This window comes from Klebsiella sp. JN_Kp121, from assembly GCF_040062145.1.
Taxonomy (GTDB): Bacteria; Pseudomonadota; Gammaproteobacteria; order Enterobacterales; family Enterobacteriaceae; genus Klebsiella; species Klebsiella aerogenes.
Window position 1 is genome coordinate 76,891 of the sequence record NZ_JBEAHX010000007.1, and the last position, 25,734, is coordinate 102,624.

A 25,734-nucleotide genomic window follows, 5' to 3' on the forward strand; every position below is an offset into this window, starting at 1 on the left:
ATCATTGTTGAGCCATTGCCGGTTCTGCCGAAAGCACCGCCGCGGCGCGTTCGGGACGGCGCGGTAAAAACGATACAATCCAGGCCACCAGCGAGGTGAGCGAGCGGAAAATAACCTTCACCGACGGCGGCGAGAACTCCGCCAGGTGACGATATCCACGGAACCCCAGCTTGAGGATATCCAGCAGGCTTTCCATCGGCTTATCTTCCGGGAAGCTATCCTGCCAAAGCGCCCACGTATCAGCGCGGGCAAACGTACACTGCACAAAATCAATATGTTGCTGGTTTGTCAGCGGCAGCAATTGCAGACCGACTTCGCCGCCGTTCACCCGCGCGACGCGTACCGGGAAGTCATATTCTTGCTGTCCGCGTTTGAGCAGCAGATTCACGTGTTGCCCTTCCAGTACCCGCGCTTCACCGTGAATTTTTATCCCCAGGCCGCCGTCCGAGTAGTCATGAACGGTACAGGAGAACAGGTGGCCATCCGGGCGGGCAATCGCCGCCGGCATCGACATCTCTACGCGGTGCGAACGCCGCACCTGTTTGCTCTCCACCGACACCGCCACGGCGCCGCCGAGGATGATTAAGTTATAAAACACCCAGATGATACTGACCCAGACGGTCAAAATTTCGTTCTCGGGCCCGTACATAAAGCGCCAGATGCCGACCGCCACGCCCACCAGATTGAGCAACACCAGATAAATATAGGGGCGGGAGATAACCCAATCGACATACTCATCCTTCACCAGTCCGCCTTTGGCGGTGACGTTAAACTTGCCTTTATGCGGGTTAATCAGCGCGACGAAGGTCGGCGGCGCGATATACCAGGCCAACACCGTTTCGTAGATTTCACTCCAGAAGGAGTGGCGGTACTTGCCCTGGATCTTCGAGTTGGTCAGGCTGGCATGAATCATATGCGGCAGCACGAACAAGGCGATCATCAGCGCCGGCGCATAGATGATATAGGCGTGTAGCAGCAGGAAGGCCAGCGGCGCGGTGAGGAAGATAAGCCGCGGTATACCGGACAAAAAGTGCAGCATCGCGTTGACGTAGCAGATACGCTGCGCCAGCTTCAACCCTTTACCGAATAAGGGGTTGTCGAGACGGAAAATCTGCACCATCCCGCGCGCCCAGCGAATACGCTGGCCGATATGCGCCGACAAGCTTTCCGTCGCCAGCCCCGCCGCCTGCGGGATGCGCATATAGGCGGAGGTGTGGCCACGACGATGCAGGCGCAGTGAAGTGTGAGCATCCTCGGTGACCGTCTCAACGGCGATACCGCCGATTTCATCCAGCGGGCCGCGGCGAATTACCGCGCAGGAGCCGCAGAAAAAGGTCGCATCCCACATGTCGTTGCCGTCCTGCACCAGGCCGTAAAACAGCGTCCCTTCATTTGGCGTTTTACGAAAACGGCCCAGGTTGCGTTCGAACGGATCCGGCGAGAAGAAGTGGTGCGGCGTCTGCATCATCGCCAGCTTTTTATCCTTCAGGAACCACCCCATAGTCATCTGCAGAAACGAGCGGGTGGGCACGTGGTCACAGTCGAAAATAGAGACGAACTCGCCTTTCGCATACTTCAGCGCATTGTTGATATTACCGGCCTTGGCATGTTCGTGGCTGGTACGCGCGATGTAATGTACGCCGACATCTTTCGCGAACTGGCGAAACTCTTCGCGACCACCGTCATCAAGGATCCAGATATTGAGCTTATCCTTCGGCCAGTCGATACCCTGCGAAGCGTAGATGGTATTTTTCACCACGCTGAGGTCTTCGTTGTAGGTCGGGACGAAGATATCCACCGTCGGCCATACGTTCATATCTTCCGGTAGCGGCACCGGCTGGCGATTCAGCGGCCACACCACCTGGAAATAGCCCAGTACCAGCACAATCCAGGCGTAGGTTTCGGCAAACAGCAAAATCAGCCCGCACACCAGACTGACCGGATCGTTCCAGTTCAGCGTGGAGGTATAGCGCCACCAGATATAGCGACAAGAAACGGTCAATGACAACACGATCAACATCAGGGCAGAGAAACGCCCCGGAATACGCCGCACCAGCAGCGCAACGCCCCACAGTAACAGCAGGAAGATAAACTGCGACAGCGGGTTAAACGGCTGGGTGATACACAACAGCGCCAGAATCAGCGAGAAGAAGGTAATGGTGCCAAGCACCAGCCGCCGCAGCTGCGGATGCAGATGTTCAAGCTCTTTTTGCTTATCGAGGTGGCCGGTACGGGTGTTGACCTTCTCCGGTAATTTTTCCAGCCACTGCGCGTAGCGCCCGTGAACCCCTTCCAGCGCCGCCAGCGAGCGCCAGTTTATTTTTTTATCCGCTTCCGGCACCCGGGTCGCCAGCAGCCAGAGCGACTGCAGCAAATAGCGCAGCGGATCTAACGGGCGTGGGCGATGCGGATTAATATGCGGAAAATAGTCGCCATGGTGTTCGCGAATAGCTTGCCAGCGCGGCGTCTCAAGCGGCATGAATGCCCACGCCAGCGACGCCCACAGGCAACCGAGAAAAGCCGAAAGCACCGACGCGCCATGCTGACGATAGTCATCATAACGTTCACTCAAGCGCTCGCCCACCGGCGGCGCCAGCAGCAACGTACTCAGGCGGATCATGCCGCCCCCTCCCTGGCATAGTGCAGCAGGCACCAGTTGGCCAGCGTCAGCACCTCTTCCGCCGCCAGCGAATCCTGGCGGTATTCGCCAAGAGGCTGTTTCGCCGCCAGACACTCCGCCATCGCTTCATCGCGGTGAATCGTGACCGGCAAAATACGCCGCTGGCTTTCCAGCCACAGTTGATAGAGATCTTCCTGCAGCTGGCTGCCGACGCGCAGGTCGTTAATCAAAATATCCGCGTTGGCAGGCAGCGCCTGCTGATGCAGACGTATATGACTGTTACCGTCGGGGTGCACAACCTGCAGCGCACGATCGCAGACGCTCAGCAGTTCGCGGGTAAGCGGAGAGTAGCCTTCCGGAATATCAAGCAGCAGCCAGCGGTGGCTCCCCTGCTGATCGAGCAATTTGATTTGCGCTGCGATGGGTTCCAGGGTCGGACTCAGTTTATCAACGTGCTCGCGTTCGCCGGGGGTCAGGCGGCCAAACGGCAGAAGATCGATATGCGCGGTGTAGCGCAGTCCGGCGTCGCGCCAGTCGCGACCGTCAATCAACGAGCGCGCCCAGCCGTTGTGATGGTCGAAATCAACGTTGAAAAAAAAGCGCAGCATATTGTCCGGGCTGGCATCGACCACCAGCACCGTTTCGCCGAGCAGCTGTAGCGCCCAGGCCAGTGCGGCGGTAATGGAGGTGGTGCCTACGCCGCCGCGTATGCCTTGTAATCCCAGAATCGCCATCGACGGCTTCCTTACTTTTTCTCTGCTAATTCGGCCAACAGCGGCCAGCGTTGCAACGCCGCGGCGAGCTGTTCGCGTCGGGAAATATCGTGGTAATCAATATCCGGCAGGGAAAATGCCCGGCTTAATGCCAGGAAATCATTTTGGAAGGTATATCCCAGCGTCGCATCGCCAGGTACCGCAGGGTCTTTTTCCGGCATTTCTCTGTCCATTCGAAAAACACATTATAAAACCAGGAAGTGTAAACCGCTCATCCCTAAAATTACGTGTACATGCTAAAACTGATGTCCTTTAATTTCAATGTTAGGTTTACTCTCACGCTTTCGCTAGTAAACTAATCATTGTAAATAGGGCGCGCGAGGGACATCGTGGATATTGTATATACGTTGGGTATTTCATCGTTATGGGACGAAGTATGCCATATGCCCGTTGGCGGGGTGTGGTGGCTTAATGTCGACCGCTATGCCGAGGCCGTCAGCCTGATGAATCAAACGCTGGAAAGCCAGGCGCAGGACAGCAAAGTCGCCGCCATAGTGATGGGAAAAAACCCTAAAGAAGTCATGTCATTAAAAAAAGATCGCGGCCCTAATAAAATCGCATTATTCACCATGCCCGATCGCCCGGAAGGCCTGAAGGAGTTGCACCGCGACCTGCTTTGTTCGGTAGATCCTGGCAATTATTTATTTATTCTGCTATGTACAGAAAATTCCTGGCAAAATATAAAAACAGAAGAATTACTCCATTGGGTAGAAAAATCGAATCGATGGGCCAAATATCATAACTGCTCTCTTATGATACTTAATTCTGCTAACGATACCGACAAACAACTTTCCCCGTTATTACGCCAGTATCGAGCCCTTTCCGGGCTGGCGAGCATTCGTTATCAGGGTGATAGCCATCTATTTGATATCGCATGGTGGGGCAGTGAGAAAGGTATTAGCGCGCAGCAACAGTTGGTTATTTTACACGATGATGAGGGCTGGCGACTGGCGCAAAACGAAGAAGCGGTGGTACAGCCGCGCAGCGACGAAAAAATCGTCCTCAGTAATTTGCGCGTGCTGGAAGGGGCCCCCGCGCTTTCCGAATACTGGACGCTGTTCGAAACCAATGATGCCGTCTTTGAAGCCGGTCGTACCGCACAATCGGCCACCTTGCTATTTTCCATCACCCAGAACGAACAAATAGAGCAGCTCGGCCGCTATATCCATACCCTGCGTCGCCAGCGCGGCAGCGCCCTAAAAATCGTGGTACGTGAACAAACGCCGAGCCTGCGCGCCACTGATGAACGCTTGCTGCTAAGCAGCGGCGCCAACATGGTGATCCCCTGCAGCGCCGGGCTTTCACGCTGCCTGACGCTCATTGAAAGCGTGCAAAAGCAGAAATTTACTCGTCACGTTCCGGAAGACTTCAACACGTTGTTGACCTGGAGCCGGCCGCTTAAACTTCGCGGCTATCAAAAGTGGGACGCCTTCTGTGAAGCAGTCGGTAATATCATGGCCAACACGCTGCTGCCGCCGGATAGCAAAGGGGTGATGGTGGCGTTACGCCCTGCGCCGGGGCTACGCGTTGAACAGGCATTAACCCTGTGTAAACCTAACCGCATGGGCGATATCGTGACGATCGGCAATAATCGATTAGTGCTGTTCTTATCGTTTTGCCGGGTAAATGACCTCGACACTGCATTAAACCATATCTTCCCATTACCGACCGGAGACATTTTCTCTAACCGTATGATTTGGTTTGAAGACAAGCAAATTTCAGCGGAAATCCTGTTGATGCGAGGCCTCTCCCCGGACAACTGGAACACGCCGCTGCCAATTACCATAGGCAAAAACGAAGCCCTTAACGTTAAGCACGATGGGCGCCAGTGGCGGCGAATCCCGGAACCCTGGCGGCTCTCCACCGACGGAGAACCGCGGTCATGATGTCTATCGCCGATATCATTCAGCTGATCGTATTGTGCGCCCTGCTGTTTTTCCCGCTGGGATATCTAACGCGCCATTATCAGCGCCGTATTCGCACGACTTTGCGTTTGATGTTCTTTAAACCCCGTTATGTGAAACCAGCCGGCGTGCTGCGCCGGGATAATGCGACCAGGCAGGGCAAACTGAAAAAATGACCAAAGCAAAAACTACCGCTACGCCGCTTCCGCTATGGCAGTACTGGCGCGGCCTGTCTGGCTGGAACTTCTATTTTCTGGTGAAGTTTGCCCTGCTGTGGGCGGGGTACCTGAACTTCCATCCGATGCTTAACCTGGTGTTCCTCGCCTTTCTGCTGGTGCCGATCCCCCGAGAAAAACTGCACCGGGTACGCCACTGGATAGCGATTCCGCTCGGCTTTGCCCTGTTCTGGCATGATACCTGGTTACCGGGTCCGGAAAGCATCATGAGCCAGGGTTCGCAAATTGCCGGTTTCAGCGCCGATTACATCTGGGATCTGATCACCCGCTTTATTAACTGGAATATGGTCGGCGCCTTCTTTGTGCTGCTGGTGCTGTGGCTATTCATCAGCCAGTGGCTACGCGTTACCGTATTTGTTTCGGCTATCATGGTCTGGCTGGTTATCAGCCCGCTGCTGCCCTCCTTCACCTTATGGCCTGCCGGTCAGCCGACCACGGCAGCGGCCACGCCGGCGGCAACAACCGGTGGAACCACAACAGCCGCGGCATCCACCAGCGCTGCCGCCAGCGGCGATATCCCGCCGCAGACCGAACCGCCAACCTCGGCTAACCTCAGCAACTGGCTGAAAACTTTCTATGCTGCTGAACAGAAAAGAAAAACGTCATTCCCCGCTCAGCTTCCTGAGGATGCGCAGCCATTCGATCTGCTGGTGATCAACATCTGTTCCCTGTCATGGTCGGACATCGAGGCTGCCGGGCTGATGGATCACCCGCTGTGGAAACATTTCGATATTGTCTTCAAAAACTTCAACTCCGCGACCTCCTACAGCGGCCCGGCAGCGGTTCGCCTGCTGCGCGCCAGCTGCGGCCAGCTATCTCATAACAACCTGTATCAGCCATCGGGCAGCGAGTGCTATCTGTTCGAAAATCTGGCGAAACTGGGCTTTACCCAACAGCTGATGCTGGGGCATAACGGCGTATTCGGCGACTTCCTCAAAGAGGTTCGCTCACTCGGCGGCATGCAAAGTCCATTGATGGATCAGAGCGGTTTGCCGGTTATCCTGCAAGGCTTCGACGGATCGCCGGTTTACGACGACCAGGCGACGCTCGATCGCTGGCTACAGTCCACCGAGAAGCTTAACACGCCGCGTACCGCGACCTTCTACAACACGCTGCCGCTGCACGATGGCAACCATTATCCCGGCCAAAGCAAAACGGCAGACTACAAAGCTCGCGCGCAGAAATTCTTTGATGAGCTGGACGCCTTCTTCACCGAACTGGAAAAATCGGGGCGTAAAGTGATGGTGGTGGTGGTGCCGGAACACGGCGCCGCGCTGAAGGGGGATAAGATGCAGGTTTCCGGGCTGCGCGATATCCCAAGCCCATCGATTACCAACGTCCCTGCGGCGGTGAAATTCTTCGGCATGAAGGCGCCGCACCAGGGCGCCGCGGTGGAAATCACACAGCCTTCCAGCTACCTCGCGGTTTCTGAACTGGTGGTGCGCGCCCTGGACGGCAAGATGTTTACCGAGGATAACGTCAACTGGCAGCAGTACACCGCTAACCTGCCGCAGACCGCGGCGGTATCGGAAAACTCCAACGCTATTGTTATTCAGTATCAGGGCAAACCCTACGTGCAACTCAACGGCGGCAGTTGGGTGCCATATCCGCAGTAAATACGAAAAAGGCCGCAGGAGGATTCCTGCGGCCTGTTCGGGCGCAAATTGCCAACGCAGCAGACTCACGCCCGCCGGTCCGTCACTTCTGGTTATGCATCCAGCTGACGATAATACTGACCACAATGCCAGCGATTATCGGCGCCGCCAGATCGTCCCATAAGATCAGACCCAACTGTGTGAGCGTCATAGAGCCGCCTGTATTGCAATGGCAACCGTTCGCGGCTATCTTTAACTTGTCTGGAGTTAGTGATAGCCCTCGTTCAGTTGCCTGGTTAACACCAGCAACGTGCGAGGGTTTTCTCTTTCCAGCAACTTATCTATGCCGCCGGGGTTCAAGCCCCCGCAACATTGCGCCTCACCGGGCGAACCCGGCTTGGCGTCGATTCTACTGCTCCGTGTTATCGCCTTCACCACGCCCTTTGGCAATCTGCGAGGCGCATTCCAGCTCTCCCCCGCAGAAATCATCACGCGACAACCCGCCTACCATCACGCTCGCGCTTTCTCCGGATTCTCATCCTGATCAACGGCAAAGCAGGCCACCAGTTGGCCGCCATAATCCTTAAGCTGTGGTTGAAGCTGGGTGCATGGGCCAAAGCGTCGGCGGCAACGCGCATTAAAGGCGCAGCCCGGCGGCGGATTCAGCGGGCTCGGCAGTTCGCCGGTCAGCTTGATGCGCTCGCGCCGATCGTCCGGGTTCAGTCGCGGCGTCGCCGACAGCAGCGCCTGAGTATACGGATGACGCGGGTTATTAAAGATCTGATCCTTGGTCCCCTTCTCTACGCAACGGCCAAGATACATCACCATGACTTCATCAGCGATGTGCTCGACGACCGACAGGTCGTGGGAGATAAATACGTAGGACAGTCCTAAATCCTGCTGCAAATCCATCATCAGATTCAGCACCTGGGCGCGTACCGAAACATCCAGCGCCGAGACCGGCTCATCGGCAATCACCACGTCAGGATCCAGCATCAGCCCGCGGGCAATGGCGATACGCTGGCGCTGACCGCCAGAGAACATATGCGGGTAGCGATCGTAATGCTCCGTTTTCAGGCCCACCTTCGCCATCATCGCTAGCGCCTTTTCACGCCGCTGCTCTTTGCTCAGGCTACTGTTAATCAACAGCGGCTCTTCCAGAATCTGCCCCACTTTTTTACGTGGGTTTAGCGAACCATACGGGTTCTGGAACACAATCTGGATTTTTTGCCGCCGCAGCTTTTGCGCCTGCGGGTCGTGCTTGAGCAGATCCTGCCCCTGATAATACAACTCGCCGCCAGTGGGAATTTCAATCATCGTCAGCAAACGACCCAGCGTCGATTTACCGCAGCCCGACTCCCCCACTACCGCCAGCGTTTTACCGCGCTCAAGAGTAAAGGAGACGCCGTCCAGCGCTTTCACCAGCCGTTCCGGAGCGAACAGCCCCTTCTTCACCGGATAGTGTTTTTTCAGATCAATGGCCTGCAACAGCGGTTGTTGCGTGGCGGCCTTTTGCGTACTCATAATCCAGGCCTCCCGGCATCATCGAGTGGGTAGTGGCATTTTGACTGACGGCCGCCGTCGAGATCCGCAAGCGCGGGCTCTTCGCTCCGGCATTTATCCGTTGCGTAGGGGCAGCGCGGGTTCAGCAGGCAGCCGTTAGGACGATCGTATTTACCCGGCACCACACCCGGTAGCGAGGCCAGACGCGCCTTATCCTGGGCAAACTCCGGCAGCGCCCGCAGCAACGCCTGGGTGTAAGGATGACGCGGCGCGCGGAAGATATCTTTCGCATCACCGGTCTCCACCACCTGACCCGCGTACATGACGATAATTTTATGCGCGGCTTCCGCCACCAGCGCCAGATCGTGGGTAATCAGCACCAGCGCCATATTCTCTTGCTGCTGCAACTCCAGCAGCAGTTCGATAATCTGCGCCTGAATGGTCACATCCAGCGCGGTGGTCGGTTCATCGGCAATCAGCAGTTTTGGCCGGCAGGCAATCGCCATCGCGATCATCACGCGCTGGCTCATCCCGCCGGAAAGCTGGTGCGGATAAACGTCCAGCCGCGACGCCGGGTCAGGAATACCCACCAGGTTCAGCAAGTCGATCGCCCGCTGGCGGCGGGTTTGCTTATTGCCGCCCTGATGGACCTTAATCGCTTCCATAATCTGGTAGCCGACGGTAAAGCACGGGTTGAGGCTGGTCATCGGATCCTGGAAGATCATCGCCACTTCCGCCCCCACCAGCTGGCGCCGCTCTTTTTCCGAAATACGCTGCAAATCGCGGCCGTTAAATTCCAGTTTGTCCGCCATCACCCGGCCGGGGTAATCAATCAGTCCCATGATCGCCAGCGAGCTCACCGACTTACCGGAACCCGATTCCCCCACGATGCCGACCACTTCGCCCTGCTTCACGCTATAGCTGATGCGGTCTACGGCACGGAACGGCGCATTCTCATCGCCGAAATGCACCGATAACTTATCTACATTTAATAACGCCATCTCGAACCTCTTACTGCTTCAGTTTGGGATCGAGCGCGTCACGCAGACCGTCACCCATCAGGTTAAATGCCAGCACCGTCAGCAGGATCGCCACACCCGGGAAGGTCACTACCCACCAGGCGCTTTGCGCGAACTGCAATACGTCGGAAAGCATGGTGCCCCACTCAGGCGTCGGCGGCTGCGCGCCCATACCGAGGAACCCCAGCGCTGCCATGTCGAGAATGGCGTTAGAGAAGCCCAGCGACGCCTGAACAATCAGCGGCGCAAGACAGTTAGGGAGAATATTAACGAACATCTGGCGCATCGCGCCGGCGCCCGCCACGCGGGAAGCGGTAACGTAATCGCGGTGCACTTCCACCAGCACCGCCGCGCGCGTCAGACGCACATAGTGCGGTAGGGCAACGAAGGTGAGCGCCAGCGAAGCATTGACGATTGACGGCCCGAAGATAGCCACCAGCACCAACGCCAGCAGCAGGCTCGGCAGCGCCAGCATGATATCGACCACGCGCATGATGACGGAGTCCACCACCCCGCCGAAATAGCCAGCAATCAGCCCCAGCACCACGCCGAGGATCAGCGACAGTACTACTACCAGACAGCCCACCAGCAGCGACAGGCGCGCGCCGTACATCAGGCGTGAGAGAATGTCGCGACCCACGTCATCGGTGCCAAGCAGATGCGCCAGGCTGCCGCCATCCTGCCAGAACGGCGGCGCCAGCAGCGAATCACGGAACTGATCCGCCGGGTTATAAGGGGCGAGAAAGTTGGCAAATACCGCGATGATAATCATCACCACCACATACACCAACCCGACGACGGCACCCTTATTGCGTTTGAAATAGTGCCAGAACTCCTGCAGCGGGGTCATTGGCACCGGTGCGGCGACAACTTTATTTTCTGTAATTTGTGACATGATGGCCCCTTACTTCTTATGCCGGATACGCGGGTTCACCACGCCATACAGCAGGTCGACCAGCAGGTTGACGAGAATAATCATCGTCGCCACCAGCAGAACCCCGCCCTGCACAACTGGATAATCGCGGCGCTGTAGCGCATCGATAAGCCAGCGGCCTAAACCTGGCCACGAAAAAATGGTTTCGGTCAGAATGGCGCCCGCCAGCAGCGTGCCCACCTGGAGACCAATCACCGTCACTACCGGCAGCATCGCGTTGCGTAGCGCATGGATGACAATCACCCGCATGCGGGTCAACCCCTTAGCGCGTGCGGTACGGATGTAATCCTCGCCAAGCACTTCCAGCATCGATGAGCGGGTCATACGCACAATCACCGCCAGCGGAATCGTACCCAGCACGATGGCGGGTAGGATCATATGCATTAAGGCATCAATAAAGTCGCCCTGCTCGCCCCAGATGGCGGTGTCAATCAGCATAAAACCGGTCAGCGGCAGGGTATCGTCAAGGAATACCGTATCGCTAATACGTCCGGAGACCGGCGTCAGGTTCAGCTGCACCGAAACCAGCATAATCAGCATCATGCCCCACCAGAAGATAGGCATCGAGTAGCCGGTCAGCGCCAGACCCACGGCAGTGTGGTCAAAGATGGAGCCGCGTTTTACCGCAGCCAGCACGCCCACCGGAATACCGACGGCGACGGCGAAAATCATCGCGCAGACGCCCAGTTCGAGGGTGGCCTTGAAGCGTGGCACAAACTCTTGCCACACGGGAATTCGGCTTTTCAGCGAGATCCCTAAATCACCGTGCAGTACGCCCCAAATATAATGGGCATATTGCTGCCACAGCGGCTTATCAAGGCCCATTTCGGCCAGCAACTGCGCGTGACGTTCGGGGGAAATACCACGTTCGCCCGCCATAATCATCACCGGATCGCCGGGGATCATATGAACGAAAGCAAAGGTGAGAAGGGTAATACCGATAAATGTCGGGATGACGAGTCCCAAACGTCGGAGAATAAACTGCAACATAACCCGGATTCTCTATAGTGACGCCAGGCCTGGTGACAAGGCGTCTGTATTGCTCACAAAAGTACTCCCCGAATAGCGGGAATACGCCCCCCGCCTCTCCCGCGCGGGGAGAGGGGGTCAGGCATCGTGCTTATTATTCGACAGAGACGTTATCGAAGTGGTGTTTGCCAAGCGGATCAACCACATAGCCTTTGACTTCTTTACGCACTGGCTCGTAAACGGTGGAGTGAGCAATGATCAGCGCCGGAGCCTGGTCATGCATCACTACCTGAGCCTGTTTGTACAGTTCAATACGCTTGTTGTGGTCGTCGGTGGCGCGTGCCGGTTGAATGAGGTCTTCAAACGGCTTATAGCACCAGCGAGAGTAGTTAGAGCCGTCTTTCGCCGCGGCGCAGCTGAACAGGGTCGCGAAGAAGTTATCCGGATCCCCGTTGTCGCCGGTCCAGCCCATCATCACGGTCTGATGCTCGCCCGCTTTCGCGCGTTTCAGGTACTCGCCCCACTCGTAGGTGACGATCTTGGCCTGTACGCCGACTTTCGCCCAGTCGGCCTGGATCATTTCAGCCATACGGCGCGCGTTCGGGTTATACGGACGCTGTACCGGCATTGCCCACAGGTCGATGGTGAAGCCTTTTTCCATGCCCGCTTCTTTCAGCAGTTGCTTCGCCTTCTCAGGATCGTAGGTGTAGTCTTTAACGTCATCGTTATAGCCCCACATGGTCGGCGGGATCAGGTTCTTCGCCGACTGGCCGGCGCCCTGATAAACAGCTTTGATGATCGCTTCTTTGTTCGCCGCGTAGGTCAGCGCCTGGCGAACTTTGACGTTATCCAGCGGTTTTTTCTCGGTATTGAAGGAGAGATAACCCACGTTCAGACCCGGCTGTTCCAGCAGGTTGATGTTTTTATCTTCCTTCATGCGCGCGATGTCAGCCGGGTTCGGATACGGCATCACCTGGCACTCGTTTTTCTGCAGCTTGGCGTAGCGTACGGAAGCGTCCGGAGTGATGGAGAAGACCAGACGATCGATCTGCGGCTTGGTGCCCCAGTAGCCCGGGAAGGCTTTATACAGAATGCGCGAGTCTTTCTGATACTGCAGCAGCTGGAATGGGCCGGTGCCGATTGGGTTAAGGTCTACTTTTTCCGGCGTGCCGGCTTTCAGCATGTTGTCGGCATATTCTTTCGACAGAATAGAAGCAAAGTCCATCGCCAGGTCAGCGAGGAACGGCGCTTCCGGGCGAGTCAGCACGAACTGGACGGTATTATCGTCCACTTTCTTCACTTCGCTAATCAGGTCCTGCAGGCCCATCCCTTCGAAGTACTCATAGCTGCCGCCAGAGACTTTATGGTACGGGTTTTTGTCATTTTTCTGGCGGTCGAAGGAGAACACCACGTCGTCGGCATTCAGCTCGCGCGTTGGTTTAAAGTCTTTATTATCCTGCCACTTCACACCTTTACGCAGGTGGAAGGTATAGGTTTTACCGTCCTCGCTGACATCCCACTTCTCAGCAAGACCAGGAATAACTTCAGTCGTACCGGTTTTGAATTCAACCAGACGGTTATAAATAGGCACCGAACTGGCATCATAGGTGGTACCCGAGGTGAAGAGCTGTGGGTTAAAGCCTTCCGGCGAACCTTCAGAACAATAAACCAGGGTTTTAGCTTGTACGCTTGCGGCGACGGTCATGGCGACCAGGCTCAGACCAAGCTTCAGCATCCCTGACTTTTTCAAGGAAATACTCATTATTCTGCTCCAAAACTGTGATGTTGTTTGCATATAGCCGCCAGACCTTTATTTATTTTTTACCCGGTCTGGTCGGTGGTGCCCGAAGGCGTTGAGAGAGATGGGGATTCCGTTCGCTAAAACGACTGAGTTGCAGTACGGATTCTCCATGAAATGCCCCTCATGCCGTACAATCTGTCAACAGAATGGTTAAACGTCAATACAGCTAACCGGGTTTTGCGTCAGGGGTGAGAATCGGTGGGCAAAGATTAAAAAAACTTGGTGGCGCTATTTTCAGCAGAGAAATTTATGCTAGCGGCCTTAAGCCAGAATAAACCCCTTAATAGTTTGCAACATCTGGTGATAAACAATTCTTAAAAATGGTGAAAATTTCTTCCCATGTGACCATTATGTGAGCGATTAATAGCGCGAACGTTAAAACGCACAGCGGAAAATGCTGTAGTTAGCCATAAGCTTCGCGAAAAAAGATCTGTTCATCGATAAAAAAATGCAATGGAAGATGTCACAAAACAGCGAACAGCTGGCGAGATACGCGGGGAAATGCGATTTTTGTGATTATGGCGGGGTTTTCGCCCCGGCTTGCGCTGCGCTGAGCCGGGCTACCGGGTTCGCCAAGCGCTGTACGGACGTAGCCCTGATAAGGCGCTTGTGCCGCAATCAGGGAAGTGCTCGAGTCGAACCTCCCCCCGGAGGTTCTCATCCTCTTCGGGCCGCAGATGCAAAAAAGCCTGCTCGTTGAGCAGGCTTTTCGAATTTGGTCGGTGATAGAGGATGACTCGCCACTTCGTGGCTCGCCCTACGGGCCGTTGCTGACGCAACGTTCTCTCGCTACGCTCGAGTCGAACCTCTGCCCCCGGAGGTTCTCATCCTCTTCGGGCCGCAGATGCAAAAAAGCCTGCTCATTGAGCAGGCTTTTCGAATTTGGTCGGTGATAGAGGATTCGAACCTCCGACCCCTTCGTCCCGAACGAAGTGCGCTACCAGGCTGCGCCAATCACCGAATGCGGGGCGCATCTTACTGCTGGGATGCCCCCCCGTCAATGCCTTATTAGCAAAAAATCAATCAAGCGGCGAGAATCTCGCCACTGCTGCTATTCCTTCGCCGTTTTCGCCGCTGCCGGCACGCGACACCAGTTATTGTTCTCATTAATCCCACCATCCGGCGAGGTATAACCAAGACAACCCATAATGGTGTCATACAGCTCAACGTGACGGTGCGGAACCTTCATTGCCGCCTGCTGCTTGAGGCGCGCAAAGGAGGCGGCGTGATCCGGATTCGCCAGATACTTATCCGACATCCAGACCATCATCGGCACGCGGAACTGCTCCGGCGGCGCCATCATACGCGGCGTGCCGTGCAGATGTTCGTGTTCATTAATCGACTCGCCGTGATCGGCGGCGTAGAACACGATAGCCTTTTTATCCCGCAGTTGGTCCAGCACGCTGACGATAAAGTGATCCACATAAGTGACGCTGTTATCGTAGGAGTTAATCAACTCGGCCTTCGAACATTTGCTGTCCACCCCTACACATTCTGGTTTCCACTGCGCAAAGCTGCGTGGATATCGCTGGGTATAGTTAAAATGCGACCCCTTGGTATGGAGAATAATCAGACGCTTGCCGCTCGGGTTTTGCTCCATGCCGCGCTTCATTTCATCGACCAGCAGCATATCATCCACGTTCTTGCCGCGGTTGTGCGGCTCGGCGCCGATCTGCTCGCGATAGGCGATATTGTTGGCCATCGTATTGCTGTAGAACCACATCTCGCTCTGCATCGCGTACAGGTCGCCGGCAAAGCCTAACTGGTGCAGAACAGCAAACACATTCTGCTCTTTCAGCGTCCGCTGCGGATTATCATCCGCCCCGCCCTCGCGCACGAACATACAACGCAACGACAGCTTGGTGGCGGTATCGCAAGAGGTACCGCGGAAGGCGACAAGATTCTTCTCCTGCGCCAGCTTCGGCGTGGTATTACGGTTATAGCCGAGAATACCCATATGATCCCAGCGGGTGGTCTCGCCGATAATAAACACCACATAAGTATCATCAAGATCCTGCGGCGCTACGTAGGTGAATTTTTTCGCGGGGTTAATCAGCGATTTATTATCGGACGACTCATCCACCTGCGCCCAGGCGTACAGCCCGAGCGCCGACAGCCAGTTAGAAGGTAGGTAAGAGTTGGCAATCACGCCGCCGTAGCTCGGCATATCGACTTCTGAATTGCGCTCGACGTTCTTCTGGCGCACTTCCAGCAGGCGAATCGGCCCCCAGACCATCAGCCCGGCCAGCACGACTATCAGGATATTTTTCGCCCGCTGACCTGGCGTTTTCACCTGCTGTAGCAGCGTCTTACGGCAGCGGTTGCTCCAGATAAGCAGTAGCGGTAAAGCGCTAACCGCGGCCAGCCACAGGATCAGATGCCAGCCAATGACCTCTTTCGACAGGTCAATATCGGTGGTCATCACCGAAGCGATAATACCGTAGCCAATGACCACGTTGAGGAAGGTCATGTAATAGCTTGCCGCCGCGGAAAACAGCACCACCAGCGTCGCTAATATGCGCCATACCCGGCGGCCGAATAACGACAGCAGGCGCAGAAGGAAGAAAGTAACCAGAACCGTCGCTACCAGTTCCACCAACCCGGACAACCCTTTCCAGACGGTAAACTCTTGAGCGTAGCCATCGAAGCGGCGGAAAAACACCGCGGCGTTCATAAACCAGCCGATGTACAGCGCAAGCCAAAAACTTAGCTTCTGCTGCGACATCGTTTTAATGTATTTCATGCAAGCAAACCTGGGAAACGAAGAGATGAAACCGCCCTGTTTAAAACGATATAAACAGGAAGATTAATTAAGTGCGTCTGGGTTGGTTATCGGAAACCTCTACAAAGCGCGCTAAGTAGACCACAGCAAATGGCAAAAGTATCCGGAGAGAATGTGATTCAGCCAGATATTTACAAAATATCTGGCTGGTAAGGCATTATTAGCTTAGGGAGGGCGACGCTATCAGGCGTGTGCTTGATGATAAATTTCGCTTTTCGGCTGGCGAATAGTGGTGGAGAGCGCCAGCGACAAAATCAGCAGAGCGAAGATGACGCAGAAGGTGACATAGAAGCCGCCGAACACGGAGGCAATCAGCGAACCGCAGATACTACCAATACCGAAGCCGAGGTAAATCACGCCATAGTTTTTCGCCAGATTATTGAGGCCAAAGAATTCGCTCACCAGCGACGGGAAGACGGTAATGGTGCCGCCGAAGTTAAAGGCCACGCAGGCAATCGCCGCAAAGAAGGTCATTGCATTCAGCGGGGCGAACAGCAGGGCCGCCATACCGACCAGAGAGACCACCTGACCGATAGTAATCACGCGGATACGGGAGATCTTATCAGACAGGATGCCCAGAACCAGACGGCCGCTCAGGTTGGCGATAGAAATCACGGTAACCGCATTCGCCGCCGTCGCCACGTCGAGATGTACCATGCCCTGCGCGATATCTTTGGCGACGCCAATCACATACAGGCCGCTCATGCAGGCCGTCAGGAACATCACCGCCAGCATCCAGTACTGTGGTTTACGCATGGATTCAGCGAGGGTGAAATCATTTTCGACAACGCCGTTCGCGGTGGTCGTCGCGGGATGATTAGGCGCATCTTTCATCAGCATCGCGCCAAAGACAATCATCACCAGCACGATAGCGCCCCAGATAACAAAGGTTTTTTCCAGCCCGACCGTCGCCAACAGGTGACTATCGATAAATTTAAAACCGAGGCTGCCAAGGCCATAAGCGCCAATCGAGAAGGCGGAAATCAGACCTTTACGCTCCGGGAACCACTTCACGCAGTTAGATAACGTCAGTAAATAGCCCGCGCCGTCCGCCAGACCGACCAGCAGGCCAGCGCTCAGCCACAGCATCATCAGGCTGTTGGCATGGGCAGTGAGGAAAAAGCCGGCGCCAAGCAGGATACCGGAGGCCATGGTGACGCGTTTCACGCCAAAGCGTTCCTGCAATTTACCGGCAACGGAAGAGGATAATGCCAGCCCAAGACTTAACAGGCCGAAGGAAAATGCCACCTGGCTTACTGGCTCGTCCAGTTTGTTGGCCAGAGAACTATTAAACAAACTCCATGTATAAACCGATCCCAGTGCGAATTGCGTAATGATCGTGCCAATCAGCGTGAGCCAACGGGTATATTGAGTGTTTGCAGCGTTCATAGCAGATGTCCTGAAGGATTAACTGCCGCCACAATACCCAAATCCCCAAATCCGGTGGGGGAAAACGGCATGAACTGCCATCAACGAGGAATGAAATGCATTTATGGCGGAATGAATGGCATTGCAAAACATTCATTCCCTAAATTTTCACCAACAAGTTAGTGTGCGCTATCTCACAGAAACGCGCCGTTACTGAGATTTAACAATAACGACTACGTTTCAAATGCGTAACAAAATCATTTAGAAATTGGCGCTGACCCCCATCAGATACAGCGTATTTTCACCCGATGGCACATTATCTGCCTGCGAAAGCGTGGCCCATGCCGCCAGATGCGAACCCAGCGGCATATCGGCGCCCAGCGTAACGTCACCCCAGCTACCGTCTTTGCCACGGCTAATCGACGCATTGTTGTCGATAGAGATAGACTGGTTATAGCTCACCTGCGCCCATGGATGCACGCCCCACAGCTGCTGATAGTCCATACGCCAGCCGAGCGTGTTGACGTAAATACTTTCGCCCGCGCGACGCGTCGCTGGCGGCGGATTGAGATCGCTACGCAAGCTGGCGACCGGCCCGGAGGTCACGCCGCTGGCCAGTGAATAGTTCCATCCGACGCTCATGCCGTGACTCAAATCAGGCGGCGCCAGGGCCTGATTCAACGCCAGCCCTGCTGGGGCTTCTGACGCTCTCATTCGCTCGGCGAGAATATCTTCATAACGCGGTTGGTGATCGCTATCCCATGTATAGCGTTCGGACGTATTACTTTTTGTATCGTTAGCGATATATTCCTGTTGCCAGGCATTAGCGCATGAAACACACGACACCCAGATAGTGATGCACGCCGGGATCAACCCACCCCGGAGGCCATTGCATTTCTTTATTATCATTAATGCGACTCCAAAAGAGCCGAATCGGCAATGTTGCTGTGTTTTTATACTCAAAATAATTCGAGCTGCCGCCCACTTCTACGCAACTTGAAGTATAAGGAGTTGATGGGAAGTGGTTTCCCTGTATTAACTATTATCTTTATCTTTCAGCCGTCAAGGCGGATGAAAAAGTTTTCTGACGAAAGGGAGAGAAACATGCAACGTTGCGGATGGGTAAGCCAGGATCCTCTTTATATCCAGTATCACGATAACGAATGGGGAGTCGCCGAGAGAACGCCGCAAAAGCTGTTTGAAATGATCTGCCTGGAAGGCCAGCAGGCGGGGCTCTCGTGGATCACGGTTCTGAAAAAACGTGAAAACTATCGTCAGGCCTTTCACCAGTTTGACCCGGTTCGCGTAGCGGCCATGGATGAAGCGGACGTCGAGCGCCTGCTACAGGATGCGGGCATTATCCGCCATAGGGGAAAGATCCAGGCCATCATCGGCAATGCGCGGGCGTTTCTCGCCATGGAAGCCAACGGTGAAGCATTCAGCGATTTCGTCTGGTCGTTTGTCGATAATCAGCCGCAAATTACCCATGCGGCGACACTCGCCGAAATCCCCACCACCACACCAGCCTCCGATGCGCTATCTAAGGCGCTAAAAAAGCGCGGCTTTAAATTTGTCGGCTCCACTATCTGTTATTCATTTATGCAGGCCTGCGGGTTAGTCAACGATCATGTGACCGGCTGCTGTTGCTACCCCGGGAGACCAGCATGATCCAAAAATGGGATGCCACGGAGACCGGCCCGCTACTCGAGTTATGGCTGGAAAGCACGATTTACGCGCATCCGTTCATTGCTGAAAGCTACTGGCGGGAAAGCCTGGAAGTTGTGCGCGATGTCTATCTTCCCGCCGCCGCCACTTGGGTGTGGCAGGAGAATGACGCACTGAAAGGGTTTATCAGCGTGATGGATTCGCGCTTCGTCGGGGCGCTTTTCGTCGCCCCGCAAGCGATCCGCCACGGTATCGGCCGCGCGCTGCTTGATGAGGTCAAGCAGCACTACGACTGGTTAAGCCTGGAGGTCTATCAGAAAAACGTGCGGGCGGTAAATTTCTACCACGCGCAAGGTTTCCGTATAGAAGACTGCGCATGGCAGGACGATACCCAGCACCCAACCTGGATTATGCATTGGCCGGCGGATCAAATGCGCTAAGCGCCAGCGCGGGTCCATCGTATTTTTCCAGCCATGCCAGCGCCGTATTCCCAGCGCAACCATTGCCCAGACGCGAGGTCGGAATATCTTTCGTCAGCACGTTCACTGCGCCGTTTTTGCATATGCCGGCATCGGGGTCGATATCCGGCCACGCGCCTTCATGCAGGCAAATCACCCCCGGACGAATGCCTTCCGTGACCACTGCGCCAGCCAGTACCTGACCACGCGAATTCCACACCCGCACCAGATCGCCGTCGGCGATATTGCGCGCCTGGGCGTCCAGCGGATGGATAGTCAGCGGTTCGCGCCCGGCGACGGCATAGCGTTCACGCAGCGAAGTCTGGTTCAACTGGCTATGCAGGCGGTGCGCCGGATGGGCGGAAAGTATCTGCAGCTGACCCACCTCGGCGTTGCCGTGCCACTCGTCAGGTTCGAGCCACATCGGGTGCGGCGGACAATCGGCATAGCCAAACCCGGCAATGGTCGGCGAGTGAATTTCAATTTTTCCGCTCGCGGTTTTTAACGGGTTAGCCTGCGGGTCTGCGCGAAATGCCGCGAAGCGGGAGAAACGGGCGTTATCCGGGTTTTCCGGCATTTCAATTAGCTGGTTCGCTTGCCAGAATTCGGCAAACGGCGGCAGCGTCACTTGCTGCTGCGCCCCACGCTGGGCGGCAATCTGGTAGAAGGTCTCCAGCCATTGCAAATCGTTTTTTCCTTCGGTGAAGCGTTCGCGGCCGCCCGCCTCCCAGCGTTCACTCAGATCGGCAAAAACATCGAAATCGTCGCGCGCTTCATCGCGCGGCGCGACCACCCGCTTCATCGGCACCAGATGCTGATTGCTGTAGTCGCCGGTCATGGTCAGATCGTTACGCTCAAACGAAGTGGTCGCCGGTAAAACGATATCAGCATGGCGCGCGGCGGCGGTCCAGAAGCATTCGGAAATCACAATCAGCTCCGGCTTCTGCCAGGCCTGAATCAGGCGGTTGGTATCCTGATGATGGGTAAAGTTGGCGCCACCCGCCCACCAGATAAAGCGGATGTCGGGAAAGCGCCGCGTCATCCCGTTGTGCTGATAGCTTGCGCCGGGGTTTTCCAGGGCCTCAACGATGCGGGCAACCGGGATTTTTTCCACCGCATCTACGCCGCCCGCTACGCTGCCCTGCATGGAGGCCAGCACCGCGGCGCGGCGCGTGGGGTTGCCGCCGTTGGCAAAGTGGTAAGAAAGACCAAAACCGCCGCCGGGCGTGCCAATCTGCCCCAGCATCGCCGCCAGCGTCACCAGCATCCAGTGTTTTTGCTCACCAAACTGCTGACGCTGCATGCCCCAGCCGGACATCAGCATGGTGGTGTTTTCGTGGAAAAGTTTCGCCAGCTCGCGGATTTTATCCGCCGCTACGCCGCAGATTGCCGCCGCCCATTCGGCGGTTTTGGCGACGCCATCGCTTTCACCACTCAAATAGCGGGCGAAAATGTCATAACCGCTAGTACAGCGGGCGAGGAATTCATCGTCCTGCCAGCCATGCTCGACCAGGGTATGGGCGATCCCCAGCATCAACGCGACGTCAGTACCCATATGTGGCGCGATCCATTCCATCGATTCGCCAAAGAAATCAACGCTTTCCGATCGCATAGGATCGATACAGATCAGCCGCTTGCCGCTCTGGCGCAGGCGATCAAACCAGGGGATCCCCTGTTCATCCGAGGCGTTCCAGGCGATTTTCAGCGTATTCAGCGGATTAGCGCTCCACAACACCACCACCTCGCTGTGCTCCAGGATAAGCGGCCAGCTGGTTTGCTGTTGATAAACTTCATTACCGCCAACCACATAAGGCATGATCGCCTGCGCCGCGCCGGTTGAATAATCGCCGAGGTGTCCGGTATAGCCCCCGGCAAGACTCATATAGCGCTGCAGCAGGGTTGCCGCCTTATGCAACACGCCGTTAGAACGCCAGCCATAGGAACCGGCGAAAATCGACTGCGGGCCGTAGCTTTCGCGGATCCGTCGATGCTGGGCATCAATCAGATCAAGCGCCTGCTCCCAGCTTACCCGCACGAATTCATCCTGGCCGCGTACGCCCTGCGGCTGTTGCGGCGAGGCGAGATAGCCTTTTCGCACCATCGGATAGCGAACGCGAGTTTTACTGTGCACCTGTTCGCGCACCGCCGTTTGCAGCGAGTTGGCGAAGGGGGTGTCCAGCGCGCCGCGGGACGAAATCACATTTTCACCATCCGTCTCCACCAGCATTGGCCCCCAGTGGGCCGCGGTTAAGATGGTTTTAGTTGCAGATAAAGTTGGCAAAGCAGGCTCCTGGGTCAGCGAATGCAGGTGTTGTGACGGTTTGTTAGTCAACCGTTCAATGTTACTTACAAAAAGAGATACCCTACGGGGAATTTTCTCCGTATTCGGACGTCATAATCAACCGTCACGCTTGCGGTGGCAAAGAATAAAAAGGATTAAGGAAATAAGATGAAAAAACGCGTACTCATGATTGCTGCTATCGTTAGCGGCACACTGGCTATTTCTGGTTGTACTACCAACCCTTATACCGGCGAACGCGAAGCGGGAAAATCCGGCATCGGCGCGGGTATCGGCTCCTTAGTAGGCGCAGGCGTCGGCGCGCTCTCCTCTTCCAAGCATGACCGCGGCAAAGGCGCGCTGATTGGCGCAGCGGCAGGCGCGGCGCTCGGCGGCGGCATCGGTTACTACATGGACGTGCAGGAAGCGAAACTGCGCGAAAAAATGCAGGGAACCGGCGTCAGCGTGACGCGAAATGGCGATAACATCGTGCTCAACATGCCGAATAACGTCACCTTTGACAGCAGCAGCGCCAACCTGAAACCTGCAGGCGCCAACACCCTGACCGGCGTCGCGATGGTGCTGAAAGAGTACGAGAAAACCGCCGTTAACGTCGTCGGCTACACCGACAGCACCGGTAGCAACGATCTCAACATGCGTCTGTCGCAACAGCGTGCCGACAGCGTCGCCAGCGCGCTCATCACTCAGGGCGTAGCGGCCAACCGTATTCGCACTACCGGCATGGGCCCGGCGAACCCGATCGCCAGCAACAGCACGGCGGAAGGCAAAGCGCAGAACCGTCGCGTGGAAATTACCCTCAGCCCGCTGCAGTAATCTTCTCGTTTCCGGCCCGGCAGCCTCCCTGCCGGGCAAAATGCTTGATATCGCTATTTTTCGCGCTAAGGTGTTGGCAGATTTTCAGCAAAGGAAGCCATCATGGCGAAAGCGGCGCGAGCAACCATCAGCGACGTGGCGAAAGCCGCGAAGACCGGTAAAACCAGCATTTCACGCTATCTCAACGGCGAAAAGCATCTGCTTTCCGACGATCTGCTGGCGCGGATTGAAAAAGCGATTGCCGAGCTCAACTACCGTCCCAGCCTGATGGCCCGTGGCCTCAAACATGGCCGTACCCGCCTGATTGGCCTGATCATCGCCGATATCACCAACCCTTACTCCGTGAACGTGTTAAGCGGGATTGAAGCCGCCTGCCGCGAAAAAGGCTTCACCTTGCTGGTGTGTAATACCAACAACGAGGTCGATCAGGAGCTGCATTACCTTGACCTGCTGCGTAGCTATCAGGTTGAAGGGATTGTGGTTAATGCAGTCGGCATGCGCGAAGAAGGCCTCAACCGCCTGCAGCAATCCTCGCTACCGATGGTGCTTATCGACCGTAAAATCCCCGATTTCGCCTGTGATGTCGTGGGGCTGGATAACACTCAGGCCGCCACCACCGCCACCGAACATCTGGTGGAAAAGGGTTTTGAAGCGCTGTTGTTTTTAAGCGAGCCAATCGGCTCCGTAAACACCCGCCGCGAGCGCCTGGACGCCTTTCGCGCGACCCTACAGCGCTATGCTGGCGTGGTGGCGGAAAACGCCGAGGTGCCGCTCAACGACGGCGCCATGATGGATAACGTCCTGCGCCAGTTCCACGCCCGCCACCGCGGAATGCGCAAAGCGGTGATTTCCGCCAATGGCGCCCTGACGTTACAGGTCGCCCGTTCACTGAAGCGCGTTGACCTCATCTGGGGCAGCGATATTGGCCTGCTGGGCTTCGATGAGCTGGAATGGGCGGAGCTGGCGGGCGTCGGTATTACCACCCTCAAACAGCCAACCTGGCAAATTGGCTATGCTTCGGTCGAACAGGTCGTCAGGCGTATCGAAGGCGGCAGCGACCCCATCTGCGAGCGGGTCTTCTCCGGCGAGCTTATTGTCCGGGGATCAACGTCTCGTTAACGATTCATCGTGATGACGATCATAAATTAAACATCCTGGCCTTTCTTTTGGAACCGGTACCATCTAGCGTAATAGGGAGTTAAGCCCCACCACGCCAGGAGTTTGTTCAATGGCCAGAAAAATCATTGTCGTCACCGCCGCTTATGGCAACGACCACGTTAAAGCGCTTGGCGGGCAGTCCGCCGTATTACCCTTTATCGCCGGTTCCGGCGCCGATGGCGTGGAAATTCGCCGCGAGTTGTTCAGCGCGGCGGAACTGAAGCAGTTGCCGACGCTGGCGGCCGACATTGAAAAACAGGGGCTGCTGGCCTGCTACTCCGCGCCACAAGCGCTGTTCACCAACAACGGCGAGCTCAATCCCCATCTCCCGTCGTTACTTGAAGAAGCGCAAACCCTCAACGCCCTGTGGCTGAAGCTCTCCCTCGGTAATTTCATCCATAACCAACAGCTGGAGACGCTGCGCGACATTCTGAGCGCCAGCGGCATGGCGCTGGTGGTGGAAAATGACCAGACCGATTGCGGCCAACTGGCGCCAATGCAGCGCTTCAAAGCCGCCTGCCGGGTCCATCAGATGCCGGTGACGCTGACTTTCGACATGGGAAACTGGCTGTGGGTTGGCGATTCGCCGGAAGAAGCCGCGCGCCATCTCGCCCCCGCTGTCAGCTATATTCATGTGAAGGCGGCGGAGCCTCATCATGAGAAGTATCGCGCCGTCCCACCGGACCAGGCGGACGCTCGCTGGCTGGCGCTGCTCGATAACCTGCCCGCCGACGCGCCGCGCGGTATTGAATTCCCGCTGGTCGGCGACGACCTGACCGCCGTCACCCGCCATTACGTTGATCTGTTACGCGAGGATTAAGCCATGGAAAACTTAGATGTCATTACCATTGGCGAAGCCATGGCGATGTTTGTCGCCACCGAAACCGGCGAACTGGCGGAGGTTGAACGCTTTATCAAACGCGTCGCCGGCGCTGAACTGAACGTGGCGACCGGCCTGGCGCGCCTGGGGCTGAAGGTGGGCTGGGTGAGCCGCGTCGGCAACGATAGCTTTGGCCGCTTCGTGCTGAATTCGCTGGCCAAAGAAGGCATCGACGCGCGCGGCGTGGCCGTTGACGAGCGCTACGCTACCGGCTTCCAGATGAAATCTAAAGTCGAAAATGGAACCGATCCCATCGTGGAATATTTCCGTAAAGGATCGGCTGCCAGCCATCTGTCGACGGAAGATTTCCGCGCTGATTACTTCACCAGCGCCCGCCATTTGCACTTAAGCGGCGTCGCCGCCGCGCTGTCCGACAGCTCGTATGCATTGCTGGAACATGCGGCCAGGGTGATGAAAGCCGAAGGGAAAACCCTCTCATTTGATCCAAACCTGCGCCCGGTACTGTGGAAAAGCGAAGCCGAGATGGTGGAGAAACTGAACCGCCTCGCCTTCCAGGCTGACTGGGTTTTGCCAGGCTTAAAAGAGGGCGTGATTCTTACCGGCCAGCAGACGCCGGAAGGTATCGCTGATTTCTATCTGTCGCGCGGCGTTAAGGCGGTGGTGATTAAAACCGGCTGCGACGGCGCATGGTTCAAGACCGCCAACGGCGAACAGGGCGCCATCGCAGCCATTAAAGTCGACAACGTGGTGGATACCGTCGGCGCGGGTGATGGCTTTGCCGTTGGCGTAATCAGCGCGCTGCTGGAAGGCAAAACGCTGACGCAAGCCGTGAACCGCGGTAACAAAATTGGCTCGCTGGCCATTCAGGTACAGGGCGATAGCGAAGGGCTGCCCACCCGCGAAGCGCTGGGCGAATAATCTTTTCACCTAAAACAGCCGTCCTGTACCCTACATGCAGCGCGGCACAGCAGCGCCCGTTCCGGCGGGCGTATGTCA

22 protein-coding genes, 1 tRNA gene and 1 other RNA gene are annotated in these 25,734 nt (G+C 56.2%); 9 read left to right on the forward strand and 15 right to left on the reverse strand.

Annotation, left to right across the window (positions count from 1 at the left end; genetic code table 11):
- Position 1 precedes the first annotated feature (1 nt).
- The 3 genes from bcsA to bcsR are packed head-to-tail and all read right to left on the reverse strand — an operon-like array spanning position 2 to position 3,554.
- Positions 2 to 2,620 carry a UDP-forming cellulose synthase catalytic subunit gene (bcsA, locus tag ABLU86_RS11810; protein WP_042893589.1) on the reverse strand — a complete coding sequence of 873 codons (2,619 nt, stop codon included), beginning with the start codon at positions 2,618 to 2,620 and terminating at the stop codon, positions 2 to 4.
- Entirely contained in the window at positions 2,617 to 3,354 is a 738-nt protein-coding gene (gene bcsQ, locus ABLU86_RS11815) for a cellulose biosynthesis protein BcsQ (RefSeq protein ID WP_015369238.1), read from the reverse strand. The genes bcsA and bcsQ overlap by 4 nt, the downstream gene beginning before the upstream one ends.
- 11 nt (positions 3,355 to 3,365) lie before the next feature.
- A complete protein-coding gene (bcsR, locus tag ABLU86_RS11820) occupies positions 3,366 to 3,554 on the reverse strand; it encodes a cellulose biosynthesis protein BcsR (RefSeq protein WP_015369237.1) in 189 nt (62 codons plus the stop codon).
- Positions 3,555 to 3,722: 168 nt separating this feature from the next.
- Between bcsR and bcsE the strand changes: the two genes are divergently transcribed.
- Genes bcsE through bcsG form a run of 3 tightly spaced genes read left to right on the forward strand, consistent with a single transcriptional unit; the run spans position 3,723 to position 7,149 of the window.
- Positions 3,723 to 5,279 (forward strand): cellulose biosynthesis protein BcsE, encoded by a 1,557-nt coding sequence (bcsE, locus tag ABLU86_RS11825; protein ID WP_348796281.1) that lies wholly within the window; start codon positions 3,723 to 3,725, stop codon positions 5,277 to 5,279.
- Complete coding sequence (gene bcsF / locus ABLU86_RS11830; protein ID WP_015369235.1) at positions 5,276 to 5,473, forward strand: cellulose biosynthesis protein BcsF; 198 nt, start codon at positions 5,276 to 5,278, stop codon at positions 5,471 to 5,473. Before bcsE ends, bcsF begins: the two co-directional genes overlap by 4 nt.
- The gene (bcsG, locus tag ABLU86_RS11835) at positions 5,470 to 7,149 is read left to right on the forward strand and encodes a cellulose biosynthesis protein BcsG (protein ID WP_042893594.1); all 1,680 of its coding nucleotides are present in this window, start codon (positions 5,470 to 5,472) and stop codon (positions 7,147 to 7,149) included. Before bcsF ends, bcsG begins: the two co-directional genes overlap by 4 nt.
- Positions 7,150 to 7,231: 82 nt before the next feature.
- On the opposite strand, the gene ABLU86_RS11840 is transcribed toward bcsG, so the two are convergent.
- From ABLU86_RS11840 to ABLU86_RS11890, 11 genes are all read right to left on the reverse strand, one after another.
- Complete coding sequence (locus tag ABLU86_RS11840; protein ID WP_015703763.1) at positions 7,232 to 7,339, reverse strand: type I toxin-antitoxin system toxin Ldr family protein; 108 nt, start codon at positions 7,337 to 7,339, stop codon at positions 7,232 to 7,234.
- A gap of 299 nt (positions 7,340 to 7,638) precedes the next feature.
- Positions 7,639 to 8,652 (reverse strand): dipeptide ABC transporter ATP-binding subunit DppF, encoded by a 1,014-nt coding sequence (gene dppF / locus ABLU86_RS11845; protein ID WP_015369233.1) that lies wholly within the window; start codon positions 8,650 to 8,652, stop codon positions 7,639 to 7,641.
- Positions 8,649 to 9,632: a dipeptide ABC transporter ATP-binding protein gene (gene dppD, locus ABLU86_RS11850; RefSeq protein WP_015703765.1), complete on the reverse strand. Its 984-nt coding sequence runs from the start codon at positions 9,630 to 9,632 to the stop codon at positions 8,649 to 8,651. Before dppD ends, dppF begins: the two co-directional genes overlap by 4 nt.
- A 10-nt stretch (positions 9,633 to 9,642) precedes the next feature.
- Positions 9,643 to 10,545 carry a dipeptide ABC transporter permease DppC gene (gene dppC, locus ABLU86_RS11855; RefSeq protein ID WP_046883628.1) on the reverse strand — a complete coding sequence of 301 codons (903 nt, stop codon included), beginning with the start codon at positions 10,543 to 10,545 and terminating at the stop codon, positions 9,643 to 9,645.
- 9 nt (positions 10,546 to 10,554) lie between these two features.
- Positions 10,555 to 11,574, reverse strand: coding sequence for a dipeptide ABC transporter permease DppB (gene dppB / locus ABLU86_RS11860; protein WP_002921786.1), 1,020 nt, complete (start codon positions 11,572 to 11,574; stop codon positions 10,555 to 10,557).
- 133 nt (positions 11,575 to 11,707) lie between these two features.
- On the reverse strand, positions 11,708 to 13,315 hold the full coding sequence (dppA, locus tag ABLU86_RS11865; protein WP_348796282.1) for a dipeptide ABC transporter periplasmic-binding protein DppA: 1,608 nt from the start codon (positions 13,313 to 13,315) through the stop codon (positions 11,708 to 11,710).
- Between the two features lie 755 nt (positions 13,316 to 14,070).
- Positions 14,071 to 14,203, reverse strand: a non-coding RNA gene (locus ABLU86_RS11870) — RtT sRNA.
- A 34-nt stretch (positions 14,204 to 14,237) separates the two neighbouring features.
- Positions 14,238 to 14,314, reverse strand: a tRNA-Pro gene (locus ABLU86_RS11875).
- A gap of 91 nt (positions 14,315 to 14,405) precedes the next feature.
- Positions 14,406 to 16,097 carry a kdo(2)-lipid A phosphoethanolamine 7''-transferase gene (gene eptB, locus ABLU86_RS11880; RefSeq protein ID WP_045359241.1) on the reverse strand — a complete coding sequence of 564 codons (1,692 nt, stop codon included), beginning with the start codon at positions 16,095 to 16,097 and terminating at the stop codon, positions 14,406 to 14,408.
- Between the two features lie 222 nt (positions 16,098 to 16,319).
- Positions 16,320 to 17,525 (reverse strand): MFS transporter, encoded by a 1,206-nt coding sequence (locus tag ABLU86_RS11885; RefSeq protein WP_015369227.1) that lies wholly within the window; start codon positions 17,523 to 17,525, stop codon positions 16,320 to 16,322.
- A gap of 240 nt (positions 17,526 to 17,765) precedes the next feature.
- Positions 17,766 to 18,350, reverse strand: a complete 585-nt coding sequence (locus ABLU86_RS11890) for an autotransporter outer membrane beta-barrel domain-containing protein (protein ID WP_161798733.1) — start codon at positions 18,348 to 18,350, stop codon at positions 17,766 to 17,768.
- A 258-nt stretch (positions 18,351 to 18,608) separates the two neighbouring features.
- Here ABLU86_RS11890 and tag point away from each other — a divergent pair, with 258 nt between their 5' ends.
- Positions 18,609 to 19,172, forward strand: coding sequence for a DNA-3-methyladenine glycosylase I (gene tag, locus ABLU86_RS11895; protein WP_042893598.1), 564 nt, complete (start codon positions 18,609 to 18,611; stop codon positions 19,170 to 19,172).
- On the forward strand, positions 19,169 to 19,609 hold the full coding sequence (locus ABLU86_RS11900; RefSeq protein WP_015369224.1) for an N-acetyltransferase: 441 nt from the start codon (positions 19,169 to 19,171) through the stop codon (positions 19,607 to 19,609). The genes tag and ABLU86_RS11900 overlap by 4 nt, the downstream gene beginning before the upstream one ends.
- Here the strand turns inward: ABLU86_RS11900 and ABLU86_RS11905 are convergent.
- On the reverse strand, positions 19,578 to 21,908 hold the full coding sequence (locus ABLU86_RS11905) for a molybdopterin guanine dinucleotide-containing S/N-oxide reductase (protein ID WP_348796283.1): 2,331 nt from the start codon (positions 21,906 to 21,908) through the stop codon (positions 19,578 to 19,580). The genes ABLU86_RS11900 and ABLU86_RS11905 overlap by 32 nt on opposite strands.
- 168 nt (positions 21,909 to 22,076) lie before the next feature.
- Between ABLU86_RS11905 and ABLU86_RS11910 the strand changes: the two genes are divergently transcribed.
- The 4 genes from ABLU86_RS11910 (at position 22,077) to ABLU86_RS11925 (ending at position 25,656) form a co-directional block, all read left to right on the forward strand.
- Entirely contained in the window at positions 22,077 to 22,739 is a 663-nt protein-coding gene (locus ABLU86_RS11910) for an OmpA family lipoprotein (RefSeq protein WP_015369222.1), read from the forward strand.
- A gap of 102 nt (positions 22,740 to 22,841) precedes the next feature.
- Positions 22,842 to 23,858 carry a LacI family DNA-binding transcriptional regulator gene (locus tag ABLU86_RS11915; RefSeq protein WP_015369221.1) on the forward strand — a complete coding sequence of 339 codons (1,017 nt, stop codon included), beginning with the start codon at positions 22,842 to 22,844 and terminating at the stop codon, positions 23,856 to 23,858.
- A 109-nt stretch (positions 23,859 to 23,967) separates the two neighbouring features.
- Positions 23,968 to 24,717, forward strand: coding sequence for a hypothetical protein (locus tag ABLU86_RS11920; protein ID WP_015703772.1), 750 nt, complete (start codon positions 23,968 to 23,970; stop codon positions 24,715 to 24,717).
- Positions 24,718 to 24,720: 3 nt separating this feature from the next.
- Positions 24,721 to 25,656 (forward strand): sugar kinase, encoded by a 936-nt coding sequence (locus ABLU86_RS11925; RefSeq protein ID WP_032715299.1) that lies wholly within the window; start codon positions 24,721 to 24,723, stop codon positions 25,654 to 25,656.
- Positions 25,657 to 25,734: the final 78 nt, after the last annotated feature.

Bases quoted from the DNA above. Each gene is read 5' to 3' on its own strand.
- bcsA (WP_042893589.1), bottom strand. From the start codon at position 2,620: ATGATCCGCCTGAGTACGTTGCTGCTGGCGCCGCCGGTGGGCGAGCGC.
- bcsQ (WP_015369238.1), bottom strand. From the start codon at position 3,354: ATGGCGATTCTGGGATTACAAGGCATACGCGGCGGCGTAGGCACCACC.
- bcsR (WP_015369237.1), bottom strand. From the start codon at position 3,554: ATGCCGGAAAAAGACCCTGCGGTACCTGGCGATGCGACGCTGGGATAT.
- bcsF (WP_015369235.1), top strand. From the start codon at position 5,276: ATGATGTCTATCGCCGATATCATTCAGCTGATCGTATTGTGCGCCCTG.
- bcsG (WP_042893594.1), top strand. From the start codon at position 5,470: ATGACCAAAGCAAAAACTACCGCTACGCCGCTTCCGCTATGGCAGTAC.
- ABLU86_RS11840 (WP_015703763.1), bottom strand. From the start codon at position 7,339: ATGACGCTCACACAGTTGGGTCTGATCTTATGGGACGATCTGGCGGCG.
- dppF (WP_015369233.1), bottom strand. From the start codon at position 8,652: ATGAGTACGCAAAAGGCCGCCACGCAACAACCGCTGTTGCAGGCCATT.
- dppD (WP_015703765.1), bottom strand. From the start codon at position 9,632: ATGGCGTTATTAAATGTAGATAAGTTATCGGTGCATTTCGGCGATGAG.
- dppC (WP_046883628.1), bottom strand. From the start codon at position 10,545: ATGTCACAAATTACAGAAAATAAAGTTGTCGCCGCACCGGTGCCAATG.
- dppB (WP_002921786.1), bottom strand. From the start codon at position 11,574: ATGTTGCAGTTTATTCTCCGACGTTTGGGACTCGTCATCCCGACATTT.
- dppA (WP_348796282.1), bottom strand. From the start codon at position 13,315: ATGAGTATTTCCTTGAAAAAGTCAGGGATGCTGAAGCTTGGTCTGAGC.
- eptB (WP_045359241.1), bottom strand. From the start codon at position 16,097: ATGAAATACATTAAAACGATGTCGCAGCAGAAGCTAAGTTTTTGGCTT.
- ABLU86_RS11885 (WP_015369227.1), bottom strand. From the start codon at position 17,525: ATGAACGCTGCAAACACTCAATATACCCGTTGGCTCACGCTGATTGGC.
- tag (WP_042893598.1), top strand. From the start codon at position 18,609: ATGCAACGTTGCGGATGGGTAAGCCAGGATCCTCTTTATATCCAGTAT.
- ABLU86_RS11900 (WP_015369224.1), top strand. From the start codon at position 19,169: ATGATCCAAAAATGGGATGCCACGGAGACCGGCCCGCTACTCGAGTTA.
- ABLU86_RS11910 (WP_015369222.1), top strand. From the start codon at position 22,077: ATGAAAAAACGCGTACTCATGATTGCTGCTATCGTTAGCGGCACACTG.
- ABLU86_RS11915 (WP_015369221.1), top strand. From the start codon at position 22,842: ATGGCGAAAGCGGCGCGAGCAACCATCAGCGACGTGGCGAAAGCCGCG.
- ABLU86_RS11920 (WP_015703772.1), top strand. From the start codon at position 23,968: ATGGCCAGAAAAATCATTGTCGTCACCGCCGCTTATGGCAACGACCAC.
- ABLU86_RS11925 (WP_032715299.1), top strand. From the start codon at position 24,721: ATGGAAAACTTAGATGTCATTACCATTGGCGAAGCCATGGCGATGTTT.